Here is an 18,291-nt window from a genome sequence, read left to right as displayed (position 1 = left end):
CGTGGGTAATCCGCTGGCCCGGCTGAGAGGCCGGGGCAAAGCAACCGAAGCGACCGCCGACACCGCCGCGGCCGAGCCGGGCGAGGCCGACGCCGACGAGGCGACCGGCCCCGTGAGCACCGCCGGCACTTCGGAGGCCAAGCCGGCCGCGAAAACGCAGGTCAAAAACGAAGAGCGCAGCCGGTTCGGCGCCTGGCTGAGCCGGCCCATGACCTCCTTCCACCTGATCATCGCGGTGGCCGGGCTGCTGACCACGCTCGGCCTGATCATGGTGCTGTCGGCGTCGGGGGTGCGGTCCTACGACGCCGACGGGTCGGCCTGGGTGATCTTCGGCAAGCAGGTGCTGTGGACGGTGATCGGCCTGATCGCCTGCTACGCCTCGCTGCGCATGTCGGTGCGGTTCATCCGCCGCGTCGCCTTCACCGGGTACGTCGTCACCGTCATCCTGCTGGTGCTCGTGCTGGTGCCGGGCATCGGAAACCTGGCCAACGGGTCGCGGAAGTGGTTCGTCATCGCCGGCTTCTCCATGCAGCCGTCCGAGCTGGCCAAGATCGCCTTCGCCATCTGGGGTGCGCATCTGCTGGCGGCCCGCCGGCTGGAGCGGGCCTCGCTGCGCGAGATGCTGATCCCGCTGGTCCCGGCCGCGGTCATCGCGCTGGCGCTGATCGTGGCCCAGCCCGACCTCGGGCAGACGGTGTCGCTGGGCATCATCCTGCTCGCGCTGCTGTGGTACGCCGGGCTGCCGCTGCGCGTCTTCGCCACCTCGCTGCTGGCGGTCGTCATGGCCGGCGCGATCCTGGCCATGTCCGCGGGTTACCGCTCGGACCGGGTGAAGTCCTGGATGAACCCCGAGAACGACCCCATGGACACCGGCTACCAGGCCCGCCAGGCGAAGTTCGCCCTGGCACACGGCGGCATCTTCGGCGACGGCCTGGGGCAGGGCGTGGCCAAGTGGAATTACCTGCCCAACGCCCACAACGACTTCATCTTCGCGATCATCGGCGAGGAGCTGGGCTTCGTGGGCGCGTTCGGCCTGCTCGTCCTGTTCGGGTTGTTCGCCTACACCGGGATGCGCATTGCCCGGCGCTCGGCCGACCCGTTCCTGCGGCTGTTGACCGCCACCACGACGATGTGGGTGCTGGGCCAGGCGTTCATCAACATCGGTTATGTGATCGGGATCCTGCCGGTGACCGGCATTCAGCTGCCGCTCATTTCCGCGGGCGGAACCTCCACGGCGGCAACGCTTTTCATGATCGGGATCATGGCCAACGCGGCCCGTCACGAACCAGAGGCGGTGGCCGCGCTGCGTGCCGGCCGCGACGACAAGGTGAACCGGTTCCTGCGGCTGCCCCTGCCCCAGCCGTACGTGCCGACCCGGCTGGAGTCGTTCCGCGACCGCAAGCGCGGCGGCAAGCAACCGGCCAAGGGTGCCCCGTCGCGCAACGGCACCCGGAAGGCCGCCCAGGCGCCCGCCCGCAAGCGTTCCCGCAAGGCTGAGGAACCGCTGCGGCCGGCCTTCTCCAGCACAGCCGCCCGGCCGGCCCGCAAGGCGGTGCATCATGGATCTGGCCAGCGGTACGCCGGCCAGCGCCAGGCACGGCGCGCTCGCGCATTGGAAGGTCAGCGTTACGGGTGAACGACACGGTCAGCAAGCCGGCCGGCGGGCGGGGGGCAACCCCCCAGCCCGCCGGTGCCGCGTTGTCGGCTCTTAAGCCCCTCAAGCCGCTGTCGGTGGTGCTGGCCGGCGGGGGCACCGCCGGTCACGTGGAGCCCGCGATGGCGGTGGCCGACGCGCTGAGCGCGCTCGATCCGCAGGTTCGCATCACCGCGCTGGGCACCCACCGCGGGCTGGAGACCCGGCTGGTGCCCGAGCGCGGTTACCACCTCGAGCTGATCACGCCGGTGCCGCTACCGCGCAAGCCCAGCGGCGACCTGGCCCGGTTGCCCCCGCGGGTGTGGCGCGCGGTCCGGGAGGTGCGGGCCGTGCTCGAGGCGGTCGACGCCGACGTCATCATCGGCTTCGGCGGATATGTGGCGCTACCGGCGTACCTCGCCGCCCGCGGGATTCCCCGCGGTCTCGGCCGCAGGCGCCGCGTCCCGGTGCTGATCCACGAAGCCAACGCCAGCGCCGGGCTGGCCAACCGGGTCGGCGCCCGCCGTGCCGACCGGGTGCTCGCCGCGGTGCCCGATTGCGGGCTGCCGCGCGCCGAGGTGGTCGGGATACCGGTGCGGGAGGCCATCACCTCGCTGGACCGCGCCGCCCTGCGCGCCGAGGCGCGCAGGCACTTCGGCTTCGCCGACGACGCGCGGGTGTTGCTGGTGTTCGGCGGCTCGCAGGGCGCCGTGTCGCTGAACCGGGCCGTGTCCGGGGCCGCCGCCGACCTGGCCGCCGCGGGCGTGTCGGTACTGCACGCGCACGGACCGAAAAACACCCTCGAGCTGCGACAGAGCCAACCCGGTGACCCGCCGTACGTGGCGTTGCCCTATCTCGACCGGATGGACCTGGCCTACGCCGCCGCCGACCTGGCGATCTGCCGGTCGGGGGCCATGACCGTCGCCGAGGTCTCGGCGGTCGGCCTGCCGGCCATCTACGTGCCGCTGCCGATCGGCAACGGCGAGCAGCGGCTCAACGCGCTGCCCGTGGTCAACGCCGGGGGCGGAATGGTGGTCGCCGACGCCGCCTTGACGCCGGAGCTGGTCGCCCGCGAGGTGGCCGGGCTGCTCAACGACCCGCCGCGGTTGGCGGCGATGACGACGGCCGCCGCGCGCGTGGGGCACCCCGACGCGGCGCGGCAAGTGGCACAGGCGGCGCTGGACATCGCCAGGAAGGCAGCGGCGGGAGGGCGACGGTGAACGCCGAACAGCTGCCGCCCGAGCTGCAGCGGGTGCACATGGTGGGCATCGGCGGCGCCGGCATGTCGGGCATCGCCCGCATCCTGTTGGACCGCGGCGCGCTGGTATCCGGGTCGGACGCCAAGGAGTCGCGCGGCGTGCACGCGTTGCGGGCCCGGGGCGCGTCGATCCGCATCGGCCACGACGCGTCGTCGCTCGACCTGTTGCCGGGCGGCCCGACCGCGGTCATCACCACCCACGCCGCCATCCCGAAGACCAACCCCGAGCTCGTCGAAGCCCGGCGGCGCGGCATCCCGGTGATCCTGCGGCCGGCGGTGCTGGCCCGCCTGATGGACGGGCGCACGACGCTGATGGTCACCGGCACGCACGGCAAGACCACGACGACGTCCATGTTGATCGTGGCGCTGCAGCATTGCGGACGTGACCCGTCGTTCGCGGTCGGCGGCGAGATGGGGGAGGCCGGAACCAACGCCCATCACGGCAGCGGCGACTGCTTCGTGGCCGAGGCCGACGAAAGCGACGGCTCGCTGCTCGAGTACACGCCCAACGTCGCGGTGGTCACTAATATCGAGGCCGATCACCTGGACTTCTACGGCAGCGCCGACGCCTACGTCGGGGTGTTCGACGCCTTCGTGGAGCGGCTCGCCCCGGGGGGAGCGCTGGTGGTGTGCGTCGACGACCCGGGCGCTGCCGCGCTGGCGGGGCGCACCGCCGAGTTGGGAATCCGGGTGCTGCGCTACGGATCCGCGCCGGAAAAGGACCACGCCGCCACCCTGTTGTCCTGGGAGCAGCAGGGCACCGAGGCGGTCGCGCACGTCCAGCTGGCGGGCGAAAAGTATCCCCGGGTGATGCGGCTGTCGGTGCCCGGACGGCACATGGCGCTCAACGCGCTGGGCGCGCTGCTGGCGGCGATCGAGATCGGCGCCCCGGTCGACGCGGTGCTCGACGGGCTGGCCGGATTCGAGGGGGTGCGCCGCCGGTTCGAACTCGTGGGCAACGCCGGGTCGGTGCGCGTCTTCGACGACTACGCCCACCATCCCACCGAGATCAGCGCCACGCTGGCGGCGGTCCGCACGGTCCTCGAGCAGAGCGGCGGCGGTCGCAGCCTGGTGGTGTTCCAGCCCCATTTATATTCGCGCACAAAGGAATTCGCCGCGGAGTTCGGTCACGCACTCGATGCGGCCGACGAGGTGTTCGTCCTCGACGTCTACGGCGCGCGCGAGCAACCGCTCGCCGGTGTCAGCGGCGCCAGCGTCGCCGAGCACGTCAGCGCGCCGGTGCGCTACCTGCCCAACTTCTCCGCCGTCGCCGAGCAGGTGGCCGCGGAGGCCGGCCCCGGCGACGTCATCGTCACCATGGGCGCGGGCGATGTGACCTTGCTCGGGCCGGAGATCGTGACCGCGCTGCGGGACAGGGACAACCGCAGCGCGCCCGGCCGGCCGGGGGTGTTGCGATGACCCAGCCGAACGACGCCGAGGACACGGGCAATCTGCACGTGGGCGAGCCCGCCGGCGACGAGGTCACCGAGCCGCTGTTCGTCGGGGGACCCGGAGCCGAAACCCCGGTCACACCGGACGAATTCGAGGGACCACGCCGGCGGGCCCGCCGCGAACGAGCCGAACGCCGCGCCGCGCAGGAGCGCGCCACCGCCATCGAGGAAGCCCGCCGCGAGGCCAAGCGCCGGGTGAGTGGACGCACGGTCGACGAGCCCAAACCCGTCGCGCGGGGCGTGGTCCGTGGCCTGAAGATGCTGTTGGTGACGGTGTTGCTGGTCGTCTTGGGGATCGGGCTGGCGCTGATCCTCTACTTCACGCCCGCGATGTCGGCCCGCAACATTGTCGTGGTCGGCACCGGGGTGGTGACCCGGGAAGAGGTGCTGGACGCGGCGCGGGTGCGGCCGGGGACGCCGCTACTGCAGATCAACACCAACCAGGTCGCCGACCGGGTGGCGGCGATCCGGCGGGTGGCCAGCGCGCGGGTGCAGCGGCAGTATCCGTCGGCTCTGCGCATCACCATCGTCGAGCGAGTTCCGGTGGCGGTGAAGGACTTTCCGGACGGTCCGCACCTCTTCGACCGTGACGGCGTCGATTTCGCGACCGGGCCGCCGCCGCCGGCGCTGCCGTACCTCGACGTCGCCGACCCCGGCCCGAACGACCCGGCGACCAAGGCCGCGTTGCAGGTGCTGACCGCGCTGCGGCCCGAAGTCGCGGGTCAGGTGGGCCGGGTCGCGGCCCCCTCGGTGGCCTCGATCACGCTCACGCTGGGCGACGGTCGCGTCGTCATCTGGGGGACGACCGATCGCACCGACGAGAAGGCCGAGAAGCTGGCCGCGCTGCTGACCCAGCCCGGACGGACCTACGACGTCTCGAGCCCGGATCTCCCAACGGTGAAGTAGCGGCGCCCCGTGTGACCGCCGTAACAGAAAAAATTTGCGGGCGGCGCTTCGGCGCGCCTGCGGGGTTAGGGCGCGCCATACCCATACCGTTCTGGTTGCGCGGAACTACTTGACATAACTCTAACTCTATGGTTGAGGTTGAGGGTTTGCCAGGGAGGACCGCGGACGCTCGGGAAGGAAACCCGTCGCGCAGAACTGAGCCCACCAGGGAGGAAAACGAATGATGACCCCCCCGCATAACTACCTGGCCGTCATCAAGGTCGTGGGTATCGGTGGCGGCGGCGTCAACGCCGTGAACCGAATGATCGAACAAGGTCTCAAGGGCGTGGAGTTCATCGCGATCAACACCGACGCGCAGGCGCTGTTGATGAGCGATGCCGACGTCAAGCTCGACGTCGGCCGCGACTCCACCCGCGGGCTGGGCGCCGGCGCGGACCCGGAGGTCGGCCGCAAGGCCGCCGAGGACGCCAAGGACGAGATCGAGGAGCTGCTGCGCGGAGCGGACATGGTGTTCGTCACCGCCGGCGAGGGCGGCGGGACGGGCACCGGCGGCGCGCCGGTCGTGGCCAGTATCGCGCGAAAGCTGGGCGCGTTGACCGTCGGCGTGGTCACCCGGCCGTTCTCGTTCGAGGGCAAGCGGCGGGGCAACCAGGCCGAGAGTGGCATCTCGTCGTTGCGTGAGAGCTGCGACACCCTCATCGTGATCCCCAACGACCGGCTGCTGCAGATGGGCGACGCCGCCGTGTCCCTGATGGATGCGTTCCGCAGCGCCGACGAGGTGCTGCTCAATGGCGTCCAGGGCATCACCGACCTGATCACCACGCCCGGCCTGATCAACGTCGACTTCGCCGACGTCAAGGGCATCATGTCCGGCGCGGGCACGGCCCTGATGGGCATTGGCTCCGCGCGCGGCGAAGGACGCTCGCTCAAGGCGGCCGAGATCGCGATCAACTCACCGCTGCTGGAAGCGTCGATGGAGGGCGCCCACGGCGTACTGATGTCGATCGCCGGCGGCAGTGACCTCGGCCTGTTCGAGATCAACGAGGCGGCCTCGCTGGTGCAGGACGCCGCCCACCAGGACGCCAACATCATCTTCGGCACGGTCATCGACGATTCGCTGGGTGACGAGGTGCGCGTCACCGTCATCGCAGCGGGTTTCGACGCCGCCGGCGCCGGCCGCAAGCCCGTGGTGGGTGGCACGGCGGCGGAGAAGGGCGGGGCGCACCGGATCGAGTCGGCGAAGGCCGGCAAGCTCACCTCGACCCTGTTCGAACCCGTCGACGCCGTCAGCGTGCCGGTCCACACCAACGGCGCCACGCTGAATATCGGCGGTGACGACGACGACGTCGACGTGCCGCCGTTCATGCGTCGCTGAGGGTCTCGATTTGCTTGCCAGTGCGCGACAAACCGGCCACGAAAATCAGGGGCTGGATGGCGCTGCCCGCCGGCAGGCAGTGCACTCCGGATACTGAAAAGGTGAGCGTGCGCATCCGGCGGGTGACCACCAGCCGCGCGGGCGGTGTCTCGGGACCACCGTTCGACACCTTCAACCTGGGCGACCACGTCGGCGACGATCCGGCGGCGGTGACTGCCAACCGAGATCGGCTGGCGGCAGCCATCGGCCTGGGTTCCCACCGCGTGGTGTGGATGAATCAGGTCCACGGTGATCGGGTGGAGGTGGTCGACGGGCCCCGGAGCGCCGTCGACGGCACCGACGCGTTGGTGACCAGCACCCCGCGACTGGCGCTGGCCGTGGTGACCGCCGACTGTGTGCCGGTGCTGTTGGGCGACGCGCGCGCCGGCGTGGCCGCAGGGGTGCATGCGGGCCGCGTCGGCGCCCAGCTCGGGGTGGTGGCCCGCACCGTGGAGGCGATGTTGGGGCTGGGTGCGCACGTCGAAGACATCTCGGTCCTGCTGGGACCGGCGGTCAGTGGGCGCAACTACGAGGTGCCCGCCGCCATGGCCGACGAGGTGGAGGCCGCGCTGCCCGGCAGCCGCACCACGACCGCGGTGGGCACCCCCGGACTCGACCTTCGGGCCGGAATCGCTTGCCAGCTAAAGCAGTTGGGTGTCACGGCCATCGACATCGATCCGCGGTGCACCGTGGCCGACCCGACGTTGTTCAGTCACCGCCGGGACGCCCCAACCGGGCGGCTGGCCTCGCTGGTGTGGATGGAGTGACTGCGATGGCGGGTGGGGCCCCGGAGAGTCACAGCGACCGCGAAACGGAATTGACCCACGCATTAGCGGCCGTGCGTTCGCGCCTTGCGGCGGCAGCGGAAGCGGCGGGTCGCAATGTCGGTGAAATCGAACTTCTGCCGATTACCAAATTCTTTCCAGCAACCGATGTCGTGACTTTGTCGCGATTGGGTTGCCGGGCCGTCGGCGAATCGCGGGATCAGGAAGCGTCGGCAAAAGTGAGCGAAGTCACCAAACTCTTAGCGGCCTCGTCGCGGGCGGACGTACCGGCCCTGCGCTGGCACATGGTGGGCCACATTCAGCGAAACAAAGCCCGGTCGGTTGCCCGCTGGGCGCACACCGCCCACTCGGTGGACAGCTCCCACCTCGTCAGCGCGCTCGACCGGGGCGTGTCGGCGGCCCTGGCCGAGGGCCGCCGCTCCGATCCGATGCGGGTCTACATCCAGGTCAGCCTCGACGGCGACGAGACGCGGGGCGGCGTCGACATCTCGGCGCCGGGAGCGGTCGACCAATTGTGCGCTCAGACCGAGGACGCGAAGTGCCTGGAACTGGCCGGTCTGATGGCCATTCCGCCGCTGGGATCGAGTCCCGACGCGGCCTTCGAACGCCTGCGAACCGAGCACCTGCGCATCCTGGAATCCCATCCGAACGCCGTCGGCCTGTCCGCCGGCATGTCCGACGATTTCGAAATTGCCGTTAAACACGGATCGACGTGTGTGCGTGTCGGTACCGCGCTATTGGGTCCCCGGCCGCTACCGTCACCGTATTAAGTCACTGTAGTCACATCTTCATCACTGACACCAAGCATCAGGGGCTAGAAGGGGTCAACGCAATGAGCACACTGCACAAAGTCAAGGCCTATTTCGGTATGGCCCCGATGGACGACTACGACGACGAGTATTACGACGACCACGCGCCCTCCCGCGGTTTTCCGCGGCCGCGTTTCGACGACGGGTACGGCCGCTACGAGGGGCGTGACTACGACGACCCGCGCGAGCCCGCCGACTACCCGCCGCCGAGCGGCTACCGCGGCGGCTACGGGGAGGAGCCGCGCTACGGCGCCGTCCACCCCCGCGAGTTCGAGCGGCCCGAGATGGGCAGGCCGCGCTTCGGATCCTGGTTGCGCAATTCCACCCGCGGCGCGCTGGCGATGGACCCGCGCCGGATGGCGATGATGTTCGAAGAGGGCCACCCGCTCTCGAAGATCACCACGCTGCGGCCCAAGGACTACAGCGAGGCCCGCACCATCGGCGAGCGGTTCCGCGACGGCACCCCGGTCATCATGGACCTGGTGTCCATGGACAACGCCGACGCGAAGCGGCTGGTCGACTTCGCGGCAGGCTTGGCCTTCGCGTTGCGTGGCTCCTTCGACAAGGTGGCGACCAAGGTGTTCTTGCTCTCGCCCGCGGACGTCGATGTGTCCCCCGAGGAGCGTCGCCGGATCGCCGAAACCGGTTTCTACGCTTACCAATAACCCGCGGTTGAGCGGCGCCGGGTTCGGCGCCGCTTCGGTGGCCGGACCGGCTGAGATGTGGCCCGAGGCCCGGAGTCGGTACGCTGGCAGGCGCCGCGAAAGCCCGCGGCGCTTGACTTCTCATCGGTAAGGTCGGGGCTCTTCAGTTGGTGCTGTTCTTTCAGATCCTTGGGTTTGCGCTGTTCATCTTCTGGCTGCTGCTCATCGCCCGGGTTGTCGTCGAGTTCATTCGCTCGTTCAGCCGTGACTGGCATCCCACCGGTTTCACGGTGGTGATCCTCGAGATCATCATGTCGATAACGGATCCGCCGGTGAAGTTGTTGCGGCGGCTGATCCCACAGCTCACCATCGGGGCGGTCCGTTTCGACCTGTCGATCATGGTGTTGCTGCTGGTCGCGTTCATCGGCATGCAGCTGGCCTTCGGCGCCGCGGCGTAAGCCGATCCGGCCGTCGGCGGGAGCCGCCTTCCAGCCTGGAGACGGTTCGGCCACGTTTTAGCCTCGGTTTGGTGCCTGCGATTTAAAAATTCTAAGGTTTCGGATTTTATTGCCCTGAGTGTTTGAAATTGGTTCTTATTTATTGGCCTAAACAGCAACCGTCGCGCCTGGTGTGACAGGATGGACGGCAGTTGCGCGACGGCTACCACTGCGTTCTACACTTTCCAGAACGTTAGACAGGAACTTGAGGGGACGAAACAATGCCGCTTACACCAGCCGACGTCCACAATGTGGCGTTCAGTAAGCCACCGATCGGCAAGCGGGGCTACAACGAAGACGAGGTCGACGCCTTCCTCGATCTGGTGGAGGCCGAGCTGACGCGGCTCATCGAAGAGAACAGCGATCTGCGTCAGCGGATCGAGGAACTGGACCAGGAGCTTGCTGCCGGCGGTGGCGCCAGCGCCGCTCCCGCGGCCGCGCCCACCCAGGCGATCCCCGTTCCCGAGCCGGAGCCGGCGCCCAAGGCGGCACCGGTCGCCGCACCCGCCGCTCCCGCCGCCCCCGCGGCGAGCAACGAGGAACAGGCCATGAAGGCCGCTCGGGTGTTGAGCCTGGCCCAGGACACCGCCGACCGGCTGACCAGCACCGCCAAGGCCGAGTCGGACAAGATGCTGGCCGACGCCCGCGCCAACGCGGACCAGATCCTCACCGAGGCCCGCCAGACCGCCGAGACCACGGTCACCGAGGCCCGGCAGCGCGCCGACGCGATGCTCTCGGATGCGCAAACCCGCTCCGAGACCCAGCTGCGTCAGGCCCAGGAGAAGGCCGACGCCCTGCAGGCCGACGCCGAACGCAAGCACTCCGAGATCATGGGCACAATCAACCAGCAGCGCACCGTCCTGGAAGGCCGCCTCGAGCAGCTGCGCACCTTTGAACGCGAGTACCGGACCCGGCTCAAGACCTACCTGGAATCGCAGCTGGAAGAGCTCGGCCAGCGCGGATCCGCGGCGCCCGTCGACTCCAGCGCCGAGGCAGGCGGATTCGACCAATTCAATCGGGGTAACAACTAGCCTCACAGGCGTGCCGGACACTCGCCGAACTGCGCGGTTGGCACACTAGACCTGCACACGAACTGGCTGTCCCGCTCGCCGCTTGGAGGATGACCGATGCTGATCATTGCGCTGGTACTGGCCCTGGTCGGGCTCGTCGCGTTGGTGTTCGCCGTGGTCACGAGCAACGAGTTGGTGGCCTGGGTATGCATCGGCGCCAGCGTGCTCGGGGTGGTGCTGTTGATCATCGACGCGCTGCAGGAGCGGCAGCGGCGCGACGCGGGCGGAGCAGCCCAGCACGAGGACGTTCAGGCCGATGCCGGCGACGAGGCCGTCGACTATCCCGAGGACGCCCCGCACGAACCGGGGGAAGCCGACTCAGAGGCCACCGAAGAGTCGGCGGTGCCGGCCGAGGGCCGCGGTGACGAGGCCGCCAAGTAGCACTCAGCCGGTGGGCGTGGCGAGCGCCGCGCGCACCTCGTCGTCGCTGACCTGGTGAAAATCGCCGTACACCTGGCCGACGGCTTCGAACCCGGGCGGCATCGTCACGCACACCACCTCGTCGGCCTCAAGCTCGAGCTCACGGCAGCTCGACGGCGGTCCCACGGGGACCGCGACGATTATCGATCGGGGTCCGGCGGCTCGCACCGCTCGGACGGCGGCCAGCATGCTGGCACCGGTGGCGATCCCGTCGTCGACCAAGATCACCACTTTGTCGCGCGGGTCGGCCACCGGGCGCCCGCCCCGGTACGCGTCCTCGCGGCGGGCGAGTTCGGCCGTCTCGCTCTCGATCACCTCGCGCACCTGTTCGTCGGATATGCGCAGGCTGGACACCACGTCGTCGTTCATCACGACGCCACCTCCGCTGGCCACCGCGCCCATCGCGAGCTCCGACCAGCGCGGCACCCCGAGCTTGCGGACCAGAAACACATCCAGGGGGGCGTGCAGCGCCGCGGCGACCTCCCAGGCCACCGGGACGCCGCCGCGGGCCAGCCCGAAGACCAGCACGTCATCCCTGTCGCGATAGGACATCAGCTGTTCGGCCAGCGCGTGACCGGCCTCGCGACGGTCGCCGAACGTGCGCGTCGCAGTGCGCCGGAGGAATCCATTGGGTGTCATCGGTCGCATTCCACCCTACGGGCTTTCGTGGCGGCCGCCGGTCAGCGAACCCGGGATTCTCCTGGGGTGTTCTGATCGCGCCGGTCCGGGCTCGCCGTCCCCACATCGGAGTGGGACGCGGTGACGAGATGCTCGAACGTACCGGTCACGTCCAGGATGCGATCGAGGAATCGCGGTCGGTGGTCCAGGTGCAGACGCACGCCCTCCTGACAGCTGCGGCGATGGACCAGGAGCAGGGCGGACAGACCCGCGGAATCGCAGAATGCCAGTTCCGAGAGGTCGAGATGCAGGTCAGCCAGGGCGGGCTGCCGGGCGAGTAGTTGACCGGCGGCGTCCACCATGGCGTCGACGGTTTCGTAGACCAGGTCGCCGGCGACCTGCACGCAGGCCGATCGCCTTGTCGCGGCGACGCTCAGGAACAGGTTCATCGGGACGCTCCCGGGCCGGCGACGGCGCCGAGGGCATCGTTTGCTGTGCGCAGCAGGCGCTGGCTGCGGGGGAACTCCTTGAGTTGTGCATCCAGCAAATCCAACGCGGGGTGAAGCGACGCCGCCGGAACGCCCCGCGCGGCGAGGATGTCGGCCGTCCAGGTGATGAAGTCGGCGAACAGCGCGTCGTCGTCGGTGTACAGGCTCACGGCGAGGAAGTCGACGATGTGGGCGACGTCCTCCACGGTGTGCTGGCGCTGCGGCGTGGAGTAGGCGCGCATGGCGGGAAAGCGGTCCTCCAAATCGGCGACGGTGGACTTGACCAGCTGACCCGCGCTCCGGCTCACCATGGTGTACTCCTGGTCGGCCAGATGCGGCAGGTCATTGACCGGCTGGCGGCTGAAAGTGCGTCGAACGGCGGGGAATCCGCGGCGCAGGCGTTTGTCGGCGGTCCGCGCGTCGGGTGCCCACGCGTCGGCGCTCAGCTGCCGGGCGAAACGGCCGTCGCGGCCGAACGCGGCCCCGCCGGCCAGGACGGGGAAACCGGCGGACTGGCACGCGATGATCGCGGCGTGCGCGTTGGGCAGCCGGGTGGGGATCGAGCAGGAGAGCGCCACGACATCGGGTCCGTGCTGGTGCAGGTGGGCGATCAGGTGCGGGGTCGGGACCTGCGCCCCGAGGAAGTCGACCTGCCAGCCACGCAGCCGTAGGACCTCCGCCAGCAGCCGGGCGGGCAAAGCGTGCCACTCACCGTCCACGCAGGCCAGAGTGACTCGACCACCATGGGCCGGGGTTTTGCTGGTGGGGTGGTGGGCCAGCGCGGCGATGACGCGGTCGTTGATGGCCGTGGCCGCGTGCTCCTGCGTGACGCTGACGCGGTTGGCGGCCCATTCCGTGCCCACCTTGCGCTGGACGGGGGCGATCACCTCCAGCAGCACGTCCTCGGGCGTCATGCCCGCATCCATCGCGGCGAACACGGTGGCTGCCGCCGCGTACTCGTCCCGGTCCGCGAGGGCCCCCCAGAGCCGCTCGCGGATCACGAGTTCGTCGGCGGCACCGGTAGCGCGTGGGGCGGTCATATCGGTGTCGTAGGACCTCATGCCACGTACCTGCCCCGGGTGTGGCCGTCGACGGCGCTGAGGTGGGTGCGCTGCGGGGCGGTGATCGCCACGATCGCGATGTCGTCGTGCACGCGTTGCCCCACCCACTGCGTGGCCAGCATCAGGATGCGCTCGACGACCGCTTCGGCCGGCATTCCGGCACATCCGGTCAGTGCGGCCGCCAGGCGCTGCTCACCGAAGAAGTCATCGCCCAGCGGACCGCCGCGGGCCTCGGTGATGCCATCGGTGTACAGCACGCACGTCTCGCCCGGCGCCAGGGAAGTCTCAAACGATTGCACGGTGATGCGCTCCAGCGCGCCGACCAGCGTGCCCTTGGTGTTGGCCTCTTCCACCTGCCCGTCGTCGCGCACGATCAACGGCGGCGGATGCCCGGCGCAGGTCAACCGCAGCATTACCTGGCCGTCCCGGTAGGCGACCGAGGCCAGGACCAACGTGGCGAACCGGGTGTGGTCCGACGACAACATGGCGCGGTTGAGCAGCGTGAGCACACCCTCGTGGTCCTGCGCCAGCGGCGTCAGGGCCTGCAGTGTGTTGCGGATCTTGCCGGTCATCACGGCGGCCTCGAGCCCCTTACCGCACACGTCGCCCAGCACCACCAGCGTCTCGTCCTCGGGGCGCGCGGCGGGATGGAAGTCATAGAAGTCGCCGCCGACGACCTCGTAATCCTTCGAAGCCCGGTAGCCGCCGGCGAATTCGATGCCGTGCAGCCCGTGCAGCGGGGGAGGCAACAGGTCACGCATCAGGGTGCGGGTGATGGCGGCCTGTTCGGCGTAGAGGCGTGCGGCGGACAACGCCGCCCCGGCACGCGCGGCGAACAGGCCGGCGAAGAGTTCTTCGTCCGCGCTGTACACCGGCCGGTCGGTGCGCCGCAGCAACACCAGAGCCCCCGCCGAAACCCCGTGCCCGGGCAGCGTCAGGATCATCACGGACCCCACCGGGCCCGAGAAATCTTGCGGTACAAGCCAATCGGGTACCGTCACGGGATCGATCCAGCCCGAGGAAACGGGTGGGAACCCGTGCAGAGCCTCGCTCAAACCCGCCACCACCGCTGGGTCGGCGTCGACGCTGCATTGCTCAACGGCCCCGGCCGCGCTGCTGTAGAAGACCGGCAGCCGCCGGCCGCGGCCCGCGGGGGCCACCAGCGCCGCCGCGTCCGACAGGTGCCGGGTGGCCATCTGCACCGTCGCTTCCCGGCAGCGGTCGACGTTCAGCGACGCGTTCAACACCGAAGACGCCTCGAGCAGGATCGCCGTGCGTTCCTGCTCGCGCGCCAGCGCTTCTTGCGCCTCCCGCAACAACTGGCCGGTGTCCTCGACCAGCGACCACGCCACCTCACCGCTGGGCAGAACCGCTGCGTGCGCGTCGAATTTTCGACTCTCCACGCTTCCCGACACGACGGACGCCTTCCGATCGACGGCATCGGGGTCAAGCTGGACGAGACGGTGATGCGCGCGCGACAGCCAGTCAACGGACTCGTCGATCCGGCCGCCCTGCGTCGCACCGGGCAGCAGGGACTGGGCCGATCCGCTCAGCGCCCGCACGATTCCCTCGCGATCGATGACCAGCGTGGGGCAGGGCACGGCCGCCCACAAAGCGTCGAGGTCGATCTCGACGCCTACGTGGGCACCATCATGCATGCGGTTGACCTGTCAACGCAGAAAGTTTGATCTTGCTGACGCTACGCCGACCCTAGGCGTACTAGCTTGCGAGAGAGGGTCGTTCGTACTGGCCGAGCGTCGATCGTGCAGCGGAAGGGCCATTTCTCGACCCCGATAGCGGAAACTCTACAGGGCCGTCTCTCCCGACTCCGACGCGAGAAGCGACCGTGCGCCATGCGTGTCCGAGGGGGGACTTGAACCCCCACGCCCATTAGTAGGGCACTAGCACCTCAAGCTAGCGCGTCTGCCATTCCGCCACTCGGACAAACCAACCGCATGGGTTGGCAGCTAAGGCTATCGGATTGTCTCACGCGCGCCCAACCCAGCCGGGCCGCTCAGCACCGAGCCCGGCGGCCCCGGCAGTGGTAGGAAAGGTGGTTGTGACCGCCCAGACCGAGTTCCCGAACAGCCCGAGTGACGACGTGGTCGAGGTCGTCAGCAGGCTGATCCGATTCGACACCACCAACACCGGTGAACCGGAGACGACGCGGGGCGAGGCCGAGTGCGCGCAGTGGGTCGCCGAGCAACTCGCCCAGGTCGGGTATGCGCCCCAATATGTGGAATCGGGTGCTCCGGGCCGCGGCAACGTGATCGCCCGCCTCGCGGGCGCCGACAGCTCGCGCGGCGCATTGCTGATCCATGGTCATCTCGACGTGGTGCCGGCCGAGCCGGCCGAGTGGAGCGTGCACCCGTTCTCCGGCGCGGTCAAGGAAGGCTTCGTCTGGGGCCGCGGTGCGGTCGACATGAAGGACATGGTCGGCATGATGATCGTGGTGGCCCGGCGGTTGAAGCAGGCCGGGATCGTGCCGCCACGGGATCTGGTGTTCGCCTTCGTTGCCGACGAGGAACACGGCGGCACCTTCGGGGCGCGGTGGCTGGTCGACAACCGGCCCGACCTGTTCGAGGGCGTCACGGAAGCGATCGGCGAAGTGGGCGGCTTCTCGTTGACCGTGCCCCGCCGCGACGGGGGCGAACGCCGGCTCTATTTGATCGAGACCGCCGAGAAGGGTTTGTCCTGGATGCGGCTGACTGCCCGCGGCCCGGCCGGACACGGATCGATGGTGCATGACCGCAACGCCGTCACCGCCGTCGCCGAGGCGGTCGCCCGGTTGGGCCGGCACCAGTTTCCCCTCGTACTGACCGACACCGTCGCCCAGTTCCTGGCGGCCGTCAGTGAGGAGACCGGGCTGACGTTCGACGTCGAGTCGGGCGACCTGGCGGGGGCAGTCGAAAAGCTCGGCCCGATGGCCCGCATGCTCAAGGCCGTGCTGCACGACACCGCGAACCCGACGATGCTCAAGGCCGGGTACAAGGCGAACGTCGTCCCGGCCGTCGCGGAAGCGGTGGTCGACTGCCGAATCCTGCCGGGCCGTAAGGAGGCGTTCGAGGCCGAGGTCGACGAACTGCTCGGCCCGGACGTCACACGGGAGTGGATCAAAGACTTCTCGTCCTATGAGACGAGCTTCGACGGTGACCTGGTGGACGCCATGAACGCCGCCGTGCTGGCCCTCGACCCGGATGGCCGCACGGTGCCCTACATGCTCTCCGGCGGCACTGACGCAAAATCGTTCGCGCGCTTGGGTATTCGTTGTTTCGGTTTCAGCCCGCTGCGGTTGCCGCCGGACCTCGATTTCACCGCGTTGTTCCATGGTGTCGATGAGCGGGTACCCATTGACGCGCTGAGGTTCGGCACCGAAGTGCTGGCACACTTCTTGACGCACTGCTGAAGACACGACACGTAACGAGAGGATCGCTCATGAGCACCGCGCCCGACCCGTACGCCGCGCTGCCGCAGCTGCCGACGTTCACCCTGACATCGGAGTCGATCACCGACGGCCAGTCGCTGGCCAAGCCACAGGTCAGCGGGATCATGGGCGCGGGTGGAGAAGATGTCAGCCCGCAGTTGAGCTGGTCGGGATTCCCGGGGGAGACCCGCAGCTTCGCCGTCACCGTCTACGACCCCGATGCGCCGACGGCCTCGGGGTTCTGGCACTGGGCGGTGGCCAACCTGCCGGCCGACGTCACCGAACTGCCCGCGGGGGCGGGGGACGGGAGCGACCTGCCCGGTGACGCGCTGACGCTGGTCAACGACGCCGGGATGCGCCGCTACATCGGTGCGGCGCCGCCGCCCGGGCACGGGCCGCACCGGTACTTCATCGCGGTGCACGCCGTGGACGTCGACAAGCTGGACCTCGCCGAGGACGCCAGCCCGGCCTACCTTGGCTTCAACCTTTTCCAGCACGCGATCGCGCGTGCCGTTATTCACGGCATCTACGAACAGAAGTAGCCGCGCGTCCCTACGCAGTCGCGGCGCTCTTCGCCGCTCTCGACGAAGCGTCAACTCGTGGCGCGTCTTTCGCGGAGTTGATGGATTTGCTTGATTTCCACCAGCGTCTGCGGCGCGAAGGGGAGGCACTGGAGTATGAGGCCACTAGCCCGTTTACGGGACCATGGTGAGGAGCGCGACTAACCGCGTTTCGGTGCAGCCGAGCCGACGGCATCACTGAGCGAGGCGAACCCGCCGTCGCGCAACCGGCGCGCGATGCCGTCGTGAATGCGCTTGGGCCACAAGCCTCCTCCGTAGATGAAGCCGGTGTAGCCCTGCAGCAGCGACGCGCCCGCGGTGATGCGTTCCCACGCGTCGTCGGCCGTTTCGATGCCACCGACGCTGATCAGCACCAGGCGATCACCGACCCGGCAATAGAGCCGGCGCAGCACCTCGGCGGCGCGGCGTGCCACCGGCGGCCCGGAAATGCCGCCGGGGCCCAGCGCGTCGACCCCCGGCGTCCGAAGGCCCGTACGCGACACCGTGGTGTTGGTGGCGACGATCCCTGCCAGGCCCAGCTCGACAGCCAGGTCGGCCACATCATCGAGATCGGCGTCGGAAAGATCGGGCGCGATCTTGACCAGCACCGGCTTCGACGTCTCGGCGAGGACGGCCGACAGGATTGGTCGCAGCGACTCGACCGCCTGCAGGTCGCGCAGGCCGGGCGTGTTCGGCGAGCTGACGTTGACCACCAGGTAGGACGCCAGCGGCCCGACCAGGCGGGCGCTGGCCCGGTAGTCGTCGACGGCGTCGGCGGCCGGCGTGGACTTCGTCTTGCCGATGTTGACCCCGATCGGGACGTCGGGTCGGTGACGCGCGAGCTGGATCGCCAGCGCGCCGGCGCCGAGGTTGTTGAAGCCCATCCGGTTCAGCAGGGCGCGGTCGGCGGGCAGCCGGAACATCCGCGGGGGCGGGTTGCCGGGCTGCGCGTTCGCGGTGACGGTCCCGACCTCCGCGTACCCGAATCCCAAGGCGCCCCAGGTCATCAACCCCTTGCCGTCCTTGTCAAAGCCGGCGGCCAGCCCGACCGGACCCGGGAACCGCACCCCGAACACCGTGCTCGCCAGCACCGGATCGGTAGGGCCAAGCAGGCGGTGTAACAGCCGCCGCGTCAGGCCGACGACGGTGGCGCCACGCAGCACCGCGAAGACCAGCGTGTGGATGCGCTCGGGCGGAATCAGGAAGAAGAGCCGTCGCACGAGGCCGTACACCAGGCCTTCGCGCGGTGGGGC

General features: G+C 69.4%; 17 protein-coding genes, 1 tRNA gene and 1 pseudogene. 13 read left to right on the top strand and 6 right to left on the bottom strand.

What is annotated here, in order from left to right; translation table 11 throughout:
• Position 1: 1 nt before the first annotated feature.
• The 11 genes from ftsW (at position 2) to A5781_RS02710 (ending at position 10,848) form a co-directional block, all read left to right on the top strand.
• Positions 2–1,636 carry a putative lipid II flippase FtsW gene (gene ftsW / locus A5781_RS02760; protein ID WP_067200810.1) on the top strand — a complete coding sequence of 545 codons (1,635 nt, stop codon included), beginning with the start codon at positions 2–4 and terminating at the stop codon, positions 1,634–1,636.
• A complete protein-coding gene (gene murG, locus A5781_RS02755; protein ID WP_067200807.1) occupies positions 1,633–2,853 on the top strand; it encodes an undecaprenyldiphospho-muramoylpentapeptide beta-N-acetylglucosaminyltransferase in 1,221 nt (406 codons plus the stop codon). The genes ftsW and murG overlap by 4 nt, the downstream gene beginning before the upstream one ends.
• Positions 2,850–4,310, top strand: a complete 1,461-nt coding sequence (gene murC, locus A5781_RS02750) for a UDP-N-acetylmuramate--L-alanine ligase (RefSeq protein WP_067200804.1) — start codon at positions 2,850–2,852, stop codon at positions 4,308–4,310. The genes murG and murC overlap by 4 nt, the downstream gene beginning before the upstream one ends.
• Positions 4,307–5,248 carry a cell division protein FtsQ/DivIB gene (locus A5781_RS02745; RefSeq protein ID WP_067200802.1) on the top strand — a complete coding sequence of 314 codons (942 nt, stop codon included), beginning with the start codon at positions 4,307–4,309 and terminating at the stop codon, positions 5,246–5,248. The genes murC and A5781_RS02745 overlap by 4 nt, the downstream gene beginning before the upstream one ends.
• Positions 5,249–5,471: 223 nt before the next feature.
• Positions 5,472–6,623: a cell division protein FtsZ gene (gene ftsZ / locus A5781_RS02740; RefSeq protein ID WP_066957092.1), complete on the top strand. Its 1,152-nt coding sequence runs from the start codon at positions 5,472–5,474 to the stop codon at positions 6,621–6,623.
• Positions 6,624–6,724: 101 nt separating this feature from the next.
• Entirely contained in the window at positions 6,725–7,429 is a 705-nt protein-coding gene (gene pgeF, locus A5781_RS02735; RefSeq protein ID WP_197503667.1) for a peptidoglycan editing factor PgeF, read from the top strand.
• A gap of 5 nt (positions 7,430–7,434) precedes the next feature.
• Positions 7,435–8,217 carry a YggS family pyridoxal phosphate-dependent enzyme gene (locus A5781_RS02730; protein ID WP_067200798.1) on the top strand — a complete coding sequence of 261 codons (783 nt, stop codon included), beginning with the start codon at positions 7,435–7,437 and terminating at the stop codon, positions 8,215–8,217.
• A gap of 62 nt (positions 8,218–8,279) precedes the next feature.
• On the top strand, positions 8,280–8,921 hold the full coding sequence (locus A5781_RS02725) for a cell division protein SepF (protein ID WP_067200795.1): 642 nt from the start codon (positions 8,280–8,282) through the stop codon (positions 8,919–8,921).
• 146 nt (positions 8,922–9,067) lie between these two features.
• Positions 9,068–9,358 (top strand): YggT family protein, encoded by a 291-nt coding sequence (locus A5781_RS02720; RefSeq protein WP_046187069.1) that lies wholly within the window; start codon positions 9,068–9,070, stop codon positions 9,356–9,358.
• Positions 9,359–9,618: 260 nt separating this feature from the next.
• A complete protein-coding gene (locus tag A5781_RS02715; protein ID WP_067200792.1) occupies positions 9,619–10,428 on the top strand; it encodes a DivIVA domain-containing protein in 810 nt (269 codons plus the stop codon).
• A 96-nt stretch (positions 10,429–10,524) separates the two neighbouring features.
• Entirely contained in the window at positions 10,525–10,848 is a 324-nt protein-coding gene (locus tag A5781_RS02710) for a hypothetical protein (RefSeq protein ID WP_067200788.1), read from the top strand.
• Between the two features lie 3 nt (positions 10,849–10,851).
• Here the strand turns inward: A5781_RS02710 and A5781_RS02705 are convergent.
• From A5781_RS02705 to A5781_RS02685, 5 genes and pseudogenes are all read right to left on the bottom strand, one after another.
• Positions 10,852–11,535, bottom strand: a pseudogene (locus A5781_RS02705) (phosphoribosyltransferase); the annotation flags it as partial.
• A gap of 32 nt (positions 11,536–11,567) precedes the next feature.
• Positions 11,568–11,954, bottom strand: coding sequence for an STAS domain-containing protein (locus A5781_RS02700; protein ID WP_067200785.1), 387 nt, complete (start codon positions 11,952–11,954; stop codon positions 11,568–11,570).
• On the bottom strand, positions 11,951–13,033 hold the full coding sequence (locus tag A5781_RS02695; protein WP_067201026.1) for a B12-binding domain-containing protein: 1,083 nt from the start codon (positions 13,031–13,033) through the stop codon (positions 11,951–11,953). Before A5781_RS02695 ends, A5781_RS02700 begins: the two co-directional genes overlap by 4 nt.
• Before the next feature lie 17 nt (positions 13,034–13,050).
• Positions 13,051–14,712 (bottom strand): PP2C family protein-serine/threonine phosphatase, encoded by a 1,662-nt coding sequence (locus tag A5781_RS02690; RefSeq protein ID WP_067200781.1) that lies wholly within the window; start codon positions 14,710–14,712, stop codon positions 13,051–13,053.
• Positions 14,713–14,912: 200 nt separating this feature from the next.
• A tRNA-Leu gene (locus A5781_RS02685) sits at positions 14,913–14,998 on the bottom strand.
• 115 nt (positions 14,999–15,113) lie between these two features.
• On the opposite strand from A5781_RS02685, the gene A5781_RS02680 reads away from it, so the two are divergent.
• Together A5781_RS02680 and A5781_RS02675 are read left to right on the top strand one after the other, a co-directional pair.
• Entirely contained in the window at positions 15,114–16,460 is a 1,347-nt protein-coding gene (locus tag A5781_RS02680; protein ID WP_197503663.1) for a M20/M25/M40 family metallo-hydrolase, read from the top strand.
• A gap of 29 nt (positions 16,461–16,489) precedes the next feature.
• Positions 16,490–17,020, top strand: coding sequence for a YbhB/YbcL family Raf kinase inhibitor-like protein (locus A5781_RS02675; protein ID WP_067200775.1), 531 nt, complete (start codon positions 16,490–16,492; stop codon positions 17,018–17,020).
• Between the two features lie 179 nt (positions 17,021–17,199).
• Here A5781_RS02675 and A5781_RS02670 read toward each other — a convergent pair whose 3' ends face one another.
• Positions 17,200–18,270: a quinone-dependent dihydroorotate dehydrogenase gene (locus A5781_RS02670; protein ID WP_197503672.1), complete on the bottom strand. Its 1,071-nt coding sequence runs from the start codon at positions 18,268–18,270 to the stop codon at positions 17,200–17,202.
• Positions 18,271–18,291: the final 21 nt, after the last annotated feature.

Origin of the sequence: Mycobacterium sp. 852002-30065_SCH5024008 (genome assembly GCF_001665645.1) — a bacterium.
Taxonomy (GTDB): domain Bacteria; phylum Actinomycetota; class Actinomycetes; order Mycobacteriales; family Mycobacteriaceae; genus Mycobacterium; species Mycobacterium paraffinicum.
This window is presented reverse-complemented; position numbering and strand designations above follow the sequence as displayed.